This window comes from Phenylobacterium sp., assembly GCF_030681155.1.
Classification (GTDB): domain Bacteria; phylum Pseudomonadota; class Alphaproteobacteria; order Caulobacterales; family Caulobacteraceae; genus Phenylobacterium.
On record NZ_JAUXXE010000039.1, the window covers coordinates 70,967 to 79,979 of the forward strand.

Sequence of the window (9,013 nt, forward strand, 5' to 3'; positions counted from 1 at the left end):
AGGGGCCGTGGAGTGATCCACGGCCCTTTTTCTTTGCGTCCCACCTCTGGCGTTGACGGACGCTGTTCAATCAGCCGTCATCCCCGGCCAAGCTTGCGGAGACACGCGGGCAAGAGGGGGAACGCAATGACGATGAAGTTTCTGACGACGGCCGCCCTGGTGCTGGGCGCGAGCATGGCCACCGGCGCCCAGGCGGCGACCTATGAGGCGCAAGTCGTCCGCACTCAGTTCGGCATCCCCCACATCACCGCCAAGAATTACCGCGGCATCGGCTATGGCCAGGGCTACACCTTCGCCCAGGACAACCTTTGCCTGCTCGCCGACAAGGTCGTGACGGTGAACGGCGAGCGCTCAAAGCACTTCGGGCCAGACGCCACCACTGTCATCGCCTTCACCGACATCAAGAACCTGGAAAGCGACTTCTTCTTCCGGGCCAACACCGACATCGACAATCTGCGCGCCGGACGCGCCAAGGGCTCGGCCGATTATCGCGAACTGGTCGATGGCTATGTCGCCGGCTTCAACCGCTATCTGGCCGACACGCCCAAGGACAAGCTGCCGGCCGAGTGCGGCGACAAGGCCTGGCTGCGGCCCATCACGGTCGACGACATGCTGCGCCTGAACGAGGAGCGGATGATCCAGGCCAGCGGAGGCGCGTGGCTGCGCCAAACCAACGCCGCCGTCCCGCCCACAGCGGACGCCGCCTTGAAACCAGCCGCCAGCCTTGGCCTGCCCAACATGGCCGAGATGATCGGCCTGGGCTCCAACGGCTGGGCCTTCGGGCGCGAAGTCACCACCAACAAGTCCGGCCTGGTGCTCGGCAATCCGCACTTCCCCTGGGAAGGCACCAACCGTTTCTACCAGACCCACCTGACCATTCCCGGCAAGTTCGACGTGATGGGCGTGACCATCGCCGGCGGCCCCGGCATGTCGATCGGGTTCAACAAGGACGTCGCCTGGACCCATACGGTGTCGACAGACCGCCACTTCACGCTGTTTGAACTGGCGCTCGATCCGGCCGATCCCACCGCCTATCTGGTGGACGGCAAGCGCCATGCGATGGACCGCAAGAGCGTCACGGTCGAAACCCCCACCGGCCCGCAGACCCGCACCTTCTACACCACCAGCTACGGCCCGGTGGTGGTCATGCCGCAGGCGGGGCTGACCTGGAACACCAAGACCGCCTACGCCCTGCGGGACGCCAACCGCGGCAACTCCAACTCGTCGGACACATGGCTGCGGATCAGCCGCGCCAAGTCGGTGGGCGAGATCAAGCAGGTCATCGAGCAGACGCTCGGCATCCCGTGGGTCAACACCATCGCGGCCGACCGCCATGGCGATGCGCTCTACGCCGACATCACCGCGACGCCGAACGTCTCGGCTCAGAAGCTGAAGGATTGCGCGCCCAGCGCCCCAGCGGCCGCCCTCGCCGCCTCGGCCCGGATCTATGTGCTGGATGGCGCCCGTTCGGCCTGCGACTGGGACGCCCCTGGCCTGATGCCCGGCGTCACCATGCCGGCGATGATCCGCACCGACTATGTCGCCAACAGCAATGACAGCTACTGGCTGGCCAACGCCAAGGCGCCGATGGCGGCCTTCTCGCCGCTGGTCGGCCCGGCGGCTATTCCGCAGAACCTGCGCACGCGCTCCGGGATCATCGAAATCGATCGTCGCCTGGCCGGCGAGGATGGACTGGCGGGGAACACCTTCGACATCGAGAAGGTGAAGACCATGCTGTTCTGGAACCGCAACCTGGCCGCCGATCTATATCTCGACGACGCGCTGAAGGCCTGCGGGGCCAGCCCCACGGCCACCACCGCCGCCGGCAAGACCATCGACATCAAGACCGCCTGCGCCGTCCTGGCGAAGTGGGATCGCCGCATGGACAACGAGAGCGTCGGCGCCCACGTCTTCGTCGAGTTCTGGCGCCTGGCCCAGAAGATCCCCAACCTCTACGTCACCCCCTTCGATCCGGCAGATCCGGTCCACACCCCGCGCGGATTGAAGACCGACAGCGAGACCGCGGCCAAACTGCTGGCCGCGATGGCCGGCGCCGTCGAGGTGCTCGAAAGCCAGAAGACCCCGCTGGACGCGTCCTATGGCTCCATCCACTTCGCGGTTCGGGGCGACCAGAAGATCCCCGTTCACGGCGGCGAAGGCGGCGACGGCGTGCTGAACGCCCAGCAGGCGCGCTGGAACGCTCAGGCTGCAGGCTACGTGCCCTATCACGGCTCCAGCTACATCCAGGTCGTGAGCTTCGACGACAAGGGACCGGTTGCCGATGCGGTGCTGTCCTATTCGCAGTCGGCCGATCCGGCCTCGCCGCACTTTGCAGACCAGACCTGGCTCTACTCGAAGAAGGGCTGGCATCGCCTGCCTTTCAGCAAGGCCGACATCGCCAAGGACGGCGCCGGCCCAGTGTTGGTCCTGAAGGGGAACTAAGCCCTGGACATGGCGGCGATGGTTTCCATCGCCGCCATCTGGGCTATCGCGTCGGCGCCGCCGGTAAGGGCCGGCGCGGCCCCGCGCACCGCATCGACAAAGGCGCGAAGCTGGAAGTCATAGGTCGGATCACGGCTTACGGTCTCGCGGCGCGCCTCCTCGCCCTCGACGCTCACCTCGATCAGGTGGCCCATCTGCGGCGCCAGCGGGTTGATCACCTTCAGCCGCCCTTCTAGCCCCTCGATCTCCAGAGTGGCGCGAACCGGGCCGGCCATGTCGCAGGAAATTTCGGCGCTGACGCCGCGCGGGAAGGCCAAGGTCGCCTGGGTCGAGATATCGACCCCCGTCGCCCCGATCATCGCCTTGGCGGCTCTCACCTCCGGCTCGGCGCCGACCACCGTGCGGACCCAATGCAGGCAGTAGGTCCCCAGGTCCATCAGCGCGCCGCCGCCCAGGCTGGGGTCGTAGCGCAGTTCCGTCGCTGTCGCCTCGATCGAGGTTGAGAACACCGCCTCCAGACGGCGGACATCGCCGATCTCGCCGCTGGCCACGATCTCCAGCACCCGCGCGAACAGCGGATGGTAGCGATAGTGGAACGCCTCCATCAGGACGAGGCCGCGCGCATCGGCCACCGCGACCATCTGCTGGGCTTCCGCCAGCGTCATGGCGAACGGCTTCTCGCAAAGCACTGGCTTGCCAGCCTGCAACGCCGCGACCGTCAGGTCTGCGTGTCGCGAGGCGGGAAGCGCATTGTAGACCGCGTCTACCTCTGGATGGGCGATCAGCGCCTCGTAGTCCTCGGCGACGTTGGGGATCGCGTGTTCGGCGGCGTAGGCTCGCGCCCGCTCAGGATCGCGGGCGGCGACGGCCATGACCTGGGCCACGCCGGTCGCCTTCGCCGGGCCGATCAGCGCCATCGGTGCGATCCGCGCAGCGCCCAGTATGCCGATCCGCAGCGGCTTGGTGCTTTGCCCACTCATAATTGCTTCCTTCCCCAGTCCGCGACGGCGCGTGGCGCTTGGCTACATTGCATTCGCATGGACGGCGATTCATATGGGGCGGTCTCGAATCGTTCCATTTTCCCGGCAGCATGTCCCAGCCCCCCACTCCGCAAGCTTCCCTCTTCGACGACGCGCTGAATCCCGCGCCCGCCGCGCCGCTGGCCGAAAGCCATGAGCCGCGGCCCGACCCCGTCGTGCTGGGAGCCAAGGAGCCGGCTGGCGGCTATTCGGCCAAGGACATCGAGGTCCTCGAAGGCCTGGAGCCCGTGCGCAAGCGGCCGGGCATGTACATCGGCGGCACCGACGAGCGCGCCCTGCACCACCTGTTCGCCGAAGTCCTCGACAACGCCATGGACGAGGCCGTCGCGGGCCACGCCAAGGTGATCGAAGTTCGGCTGGACGCCGATGGCGTCCTGACCGTCAAGGACGACGGCCGCGGCATCCCGGTCGACCCGCACCCGAAGCATCCCGGCAAGTCGGCGCTTGAAGTCATCATGACCGTCCTGCACTCGGGCGGTAAATTCTCCGGCAAGGCCTACGAGACGTCAGGCGGCCTGCACGGCGTGGGCGTCTCCGTTGTGAACGCGCTGTCCGAGCGCGTCGATGTCACCGCCTGGAAAGACGGCTTCGAGTGGCGCCAGTCATTCAGCCGCGGCAAACCGCTGGGCGGCATTGAAAAGCTGAACCCGACCCGGAAGAAGGGCACGGCGATCAGCTTCCTGCCTGACGCCCAGATCTTCGGCGAAGGCGCGATCTTCAAGCCCGCCCGCCTCTATCGGATGGCGCGCTCCAAGGCCTATCTGTTCGGCGGCGTCGAGATCCGCTGGAGCTGCGATCCGTCGCGCATCCATGACCAGACTCCGGCCGAAGCGACCTTCCGCTTCCCGAACGGCCTGGCCGACTTCCTGGCCGAGCGGGTCAAGGGCATCGAGACCGTAACCCCCGAACCCTTCGCCGGGCGCATCGAACGCAAGAGCGAAGGCGGCGCCGTCGAGTGGGCCCTGACCTGGACCCCGGCCGGCTTCGGCGAGGCCGACGGCTTCATGCAGTCCTACTGCAACACCGTTCCTACCCCTGAGGGCGGCACCCACGAGGCGGGCCTTCGTGCGGCCCTCACCCGCGGCCTGAAGGCCTATGCCGAACTCACCGGCGAGAAGCGCGGCAGCATCCTGACGGCCGAGGACGTGATCTCCCAGGCCGGCGCCCTGATCAGCGTCTTCATCCGCAACCCCGAATTCCAGGGCCAGACCAAGGAGCGGCTGTCGTCCTCCGACGCCCAGAAGCTGGTCGAGAACGCCCTGCGCGATCCTTTCGACCACTGGCTGACCGCCCAGCCCAAGGCCGCCTCGGCCCTGCTGGAGTTCGTGATCGAACGCGCTGAAGAGCGCCTGAAGCGCCGGCGCGACAAGGACGTCCAGCGCGCCTCGGCGACCCGCAAACTGCGGCTGCCGGGCAAGCTGGCCGACTGCTCGGGCCAGGCCACCGACGGCACTGAAATCTTCCTCGTCGAAGGCGACTCCGCCGGCGGCTCGGCCAAGCAGGCCCGCAATCGGCGCACCCAGGCGATCCTGCCTCTGCGCGGCAAGATCCTGAACGTCGCCTCGGCCACGCTCGACAAGCTGGGCGGCAACAAGGAACTGACCGACCTGATGCTGGCGCTGGGCGTCCAGGGCGGATCGAAATTCAAGGAAGAGGACCTGCGCTACGAGCGCGTGGTGATCATGACGGACGCCGATGTCGACGGCGCCCACATCGCATCGCTGCTGATCACCTTCTTCTACCGGACCATGCCGAACCTGATCCGGTCGGGGCGGCTCTATCTGGCCCTGCCCCCGCTCTACCGGATGAGCCACGGCGGCAAGACCATCTATGCCCGCGACGACGCGCACCGCGAGGAACTGCTGGCCACCGAGTTCAAAGGCAAGAAGCCCGAGATCGGCCGCTTCAAGGGCCTGGGCGAGATGATGCCGGCTCAGCTCAAGGAAACCACCATGGATCCGGCCACACGGACCATGGCCCGCGTGACCCTGCCCCGCGCCGAGGAAAGCGTCGAGGATCTGGTCGAGGCGCTGATGGGCCGCAAGCCCGAGCTGCGCTTCCGCTTCATCCAGGAAAACGCCGAGTTCGCAGTCGCCGACCTCGACGTCTAGGCTCGGCCATACCGCCACGGGGATTGAAATGGCCGTAGCCGCTTCGCACGCCTACCGCCCGCACCTTCCAGGTGTGGAGTCGCTGCGCGCCTACGCTGCGTTCGCGATCGTCATCTTCCATGTGATCCACCTCACCCAGGCGCCGGTGCCTCACAGCCTCGAATTCATGAAGTTGTTCTTCGGCTACGGGGTGCCGCTGTTCTTCGTCGTGAGCGCATTCAGCCTCGCTTACGGCTATGAGGGTAAGCTCTCAACCAAGGCGCAAACCGCCGAGTTTTATCTGCGGCGGGTGCTGCGCATCGCGCCGCTCTACTACCTCGCCGTAGCCGTCCAACTGATGAGCATCAAGGCCCAGGGCTACGACATGCCCTCACTGGGAGACATCGCCCTTTCCCTCGGGTTCGTGTTCAATATGAGCCCGCACATTGTCGATGGCATCGCGCCGGCCTCGTGGTCGATCGGCGTCGAAATGCTGTTCTACGCGGCCTTTCCGCTTCTGCTGGCAATCGCCACCACCTTGCCCCGCGCGATCTTCCTCACGGCCATCTTCGCCGCGGGCGCAGTGGCCTACGCGATTGTCGGAAGCAAGCTGAAGGTGAACCCGTCGTTCGTGGTCCACGGGGTCGCCTTCAATCTTCCGTATTTCGGGTTTGGCCTGATCGCCTTCCAACTCTTCCGCCTGACACCCGCACGGCTGGGGAGCTATCTGACCTTCGGGGCCCTGGCCCTGACGGTGGTCGCATGGGCCGTCGCTCCCATCTTCACTCGGCCTGACGCTGGCGTGTATCGCAACGTCCTCTATATGGCCGCCTGGGGCGCGCCATTCGGCCTTCTCTGCCTGGGCATGGCGCTCCGGCCACCGGGTGTCCTGTCGAATCCTGTCACGCAGTTACTCGGCAAGATCAGCTTCGGCGTCTATCTCGCTCACCCGCAAGTGATCTTCGGCCTGAGCCGCCTGGGGGTATACGACGCTATTCAGCGCCTGCCCGGCGGTTCGGGCATCACTTTCCCGCTCGCCGTACTCGTCACCTCCGCAGCGGTTATCCCGCTCGCCTGGGGACTGTTCGTCTTTGTCGAGACTCCGGGGATCCAAATGGGTCGGCGGATCGCCCGACGCTTTGTTCCGTCACGCTCGACGGCGGTCGAGCCAGCCGTCGCGGCCTGACGTCGAGCGGCCTCGTCTTCACCATGCCCCCCCGCCTACCACGGCTGATTTAACCCTGGCGCGGGCCGAACCGTGGGGCGCTGTGAACTACTAGCTACAGAACGCGTTTGACTTGAAGCTCGCACGCCGTATCTTGCCGCCGCGCGTGACGATCGCCGTCCGCGCCGCCGCGGCTTGCAAGCTCACTTCCTTTTTTGGGCGGGCGCGCCGCCCCCATTGCAACTGAATGACCGAATTTTCCGAACTGGGCCTGTCGCCCGCTACGCTTCTGGCTGTGGCCGAGACCGGCTATACGACCGCCACGCCGATCCAGGCTGAGGCCATCCCCGTCGCGCTGCAAGGCCGCGACGTTCTTGGCATCGCCCAAACCGGCACCGGCAAGACCGCCGCCTTTACCTTGCCGATGATCGAACGCCTGGCTGCGGGGCGTTCGAAGGCGCGCATGCCGCGCGCCCTCGTTATCGCTCCGACGCGGGAGTTGGCCGACCAAGTCGCCGCTTCCTTCGACAAATACTCCAAGGGCCAGAAGCGGACCCTCTCCTGGGCGCTGCTGATCGGCGGCGTCTCCTTTGGGGACCAGGAGCTGAAGCTTGATCGGGGCGTCGACGTCCTGATCGCCACGCCAGGCCGCCTGCTGGACCATTTCGAGCGCGGCAAGCTGCTGATGACCGGCGTCCAGATCATGGTGGTCGACGAAGCCGACCGCATGCTGGACATGGGCTTCATTCCCGACATTGAGCGAATTTTCAAACTGACGCCGGCGAAGAAGCAGACGCTGTTCTTCTCGGCGACCATGCCGCCCGAGATCACCCGGCTCACCAAACAGTTCCTCAACGATCCGGTTCGGATCGAGGCGACCCGCCCGGCGACCACCGCCGAAACGATTTCGCAGTATATCGTGCGCCTGCCGACCTCCGATCCGAAAGCCAAGCGCACCGCACTGCGCATGCTGATCGCCGCCGACGACGTGCGCAACGGCATCGTCTTCTGCAACCGGAAATCTGAAGTCGACATCGTCGCCAAGTCGCTCAAGACTCACGGCTTCGATGCTGCGCCGATCCATGGCGACCTCGACCAGGCGACCCGTACGCGCACGCTGGAGAGCTTCCGCAAGGGAGAGCTCAAGCTGCTCTGCGCCTCGGACGTCGCGGCCCGGGGCCTCGATGTTCCGGACGTCAGCCACGTCTTCAACTACGACGTACCGCACCACGCCGACGACTATGTGCACCGGATTGGCCGCACCGGCCGCGCTGGCCGCAGCGGCAAGGCCTACATGATCGTCACGCCTGCCGATGCGAAGAACATCGACAAGGTGCTGAAGCTGACCGGCAAGAACCCGGAAGAAGTCGTGCTTGAGGGCGTTGACTTCGCCAGCATCAAGGACGAGCGCCGCGAACGCAGCGGCGGCCGTGACCGTGGCGGTCGTGATCGCGGCGGCCGCGAGCAGCGCCCGCGCCGCATCGAACCGCACGGCGAAGTCGCCTCGATGGACGCCATCGTCGCTCCGACGCCGAGCGAGGGCGAGGAAGTCGCTCCCCGCCGCAAGGCTCGCAGCAGCTCCAAGCCAAAGTCCGAGGTCGCGACCGCAGCCGCGGTCGAGGCTCCGGCTCCGGCTCCGGCTCGCGCAGAGCGACCGCAACGCGAAGAACGTCCGCGCCGCGATGAACGTCCGCAACGTGAAGAGCGTGCTCAACGCGACGAGCGCCCGCAACGCGATGCACGCCCTCCTCGCCGTGAAGATCGCCCGCGCCGGGACGACCACGACGACCGCGACAGCGTCGTAGGCTTCGGGAATGACACGCCGGCTTTCTTGCTTCGTGTGCCGCCGCGACCGTCCACAACAGAATAGATCGCCCTTAACTGCTCGTTCGGCTATGTCGACTAGGCTTCCCGGCAAGTACTGAAGCTCTGCGCGAAATGCAGAGCCTCCGGGATCGGGAAAGACAGAATGTCGGGCGACATCGAAACCAAGCTGCGCGGCCCTGGCGCCTATGTTTTGGCGCGACAAGCCATGGACGCCATGGAGGCCCACCAGGTCTGGCCCACGGCGGTCAATTTCGAGCTTTGGACCCACTATGTCGGTGAGCCCGATAGCGCGCTCGGCCGTGAGATCGCCCGGCTGCTGTCGGCAGGCGAGGCATTCACCGACACCGTCGCGGACGAACTCGCCGCCGCCTTCCTCCCCAAGGCCAAGCTCAACGATCAGATCCGCGACGCCGGCGACGCCCTGACCAAGGAACTCGACGCCGTCAGCC

The 9,013-nt window shown here is 66.3% G+C and carries 5 protein-coding genes and 1 pseudogene; 5 read left to right on the forward strand and 1 reads right to left on the reverse strand.

Translation table 11 applies throughout. From position 1 onward, the window contains the following. The first annotated feature begins 126 nt into the window (after positions 1-126). Positions 127-2,442 (forward strand): acylase, encoded by a 2,316-nt coding sequence (locus tag Q8M13_RS10325; protein ID WP_305299870.1) that lies wholly within the window; start codon positions 127-129, stop codon positions 2,440-2,442. On the opposite strand, the gene Q8M13_RS10330 is transcribed toward Q8M13_RS10325, so the two are convergent. After that, complete coding sequence (locus tag Q8M13_RS10330) at positions 2,439-3,422, reverse strand: Gfo/Idh/MocA family protein (RefSeq protein ID WP_305299871.1); 984 nt, start codon at positions 3,420-3,422, stop codon at positions 2,439-2,441. The two genes, Q8M13_RS10325 and Q8M13_RS10330, sit on opposite strands and share 4 nt — an antisense overlap. A gap of 110 nt (positions 3,423-3,532) precedes the next feature. On the opposite strand from Q8M13_RS10330, the gene parE reads away from it, so the two are divergent. The 4 genes and pseudogenes from parE to Q8M13_RS10350 all read left to right on the forward strand — a co-directional run. Next, positions 3,533-5,593, forward strand: a complete 2,061-nt coding sequence (parE, locus tag Q8M13_RS10335; RefSeq protein ID WP_305299872.1) for a DNA topoisomerase IV subunit B — start codon at positions 3,533-3,535, stop codon at positions 5,591-5,593. Between the two features lie 28 nt (positions 5,594-5,621). After that, on the forward strand, positions 5,622-6,758 hold the full coding sequence (locus Q8M13_RS10340) for an acyltransferase (RefSeq protein ID WP_305299873.1): 1,137 nt from the start codon (positions 5,622-5,624) through the stop codon (positions 6,756-6,758). A 226-nt stretch (positions 6,759-6,984) separates the two neighbouring features. Further along, complete coding sequence (locus Q8M13_RS10345; protein WP_305299874.1) at positions 6,985-8,607, forward strand: DEAD/DEAH box helicase; 1,623 nt, start codon at positions 6,985-6,987, stop codon at positions 8,605-8,607. A 99-nt stretch (positions 8,608-8,706) separates the two neighbouring features. Further along, positions 8,707-9,013: pseudogene (locus tag Q8M13_RS10350) on the forward strand (GGDEF domain-containing protein); the annotation flags it as partial.

What these genes read in the sequence shown, in the direction of transcription:
- Q8M13_RS10325 (WP_305299870.1), top strand. Translation starts at nt 127, where the DNA reads ATGACGATGAAGTTTCTGACGACGGCCGCCCTGGTGCTGGGCGCGAGC.
- Q8M13_RS10330 (WP_305299871.1), bottom strand. Translation starts at nt 3,422, where the DNA reads ATGAGTGGGCAAAGCACCAAGCCGCTGCGGATCGGCATACTGGGCGCT.
- parE (WP_305299872.1), top strand. Translation starts at nt 3,533, where the DNA reads ATGTCCCAGCCCCCCACTCCGCAAGCTTCCCTCTTCGACGACGCGCTG.
- Q8M13_RS10340 (WP_305299873.1), top strand. Translation starts at nt 5,622, where the DNA reads ATGGCCGTAGCCGCTTCGCACGCCTACCGCCCGCACCTTCCAGGTGTG.
- Q8M13_RS10345 (WP_305299874.1), top strand. Translation starts at nt 6,985, where the DNA reads ATGACCGAATTTTCCGAACTGGGCCTGTCGCCCGCTACGCTTCTGGCT.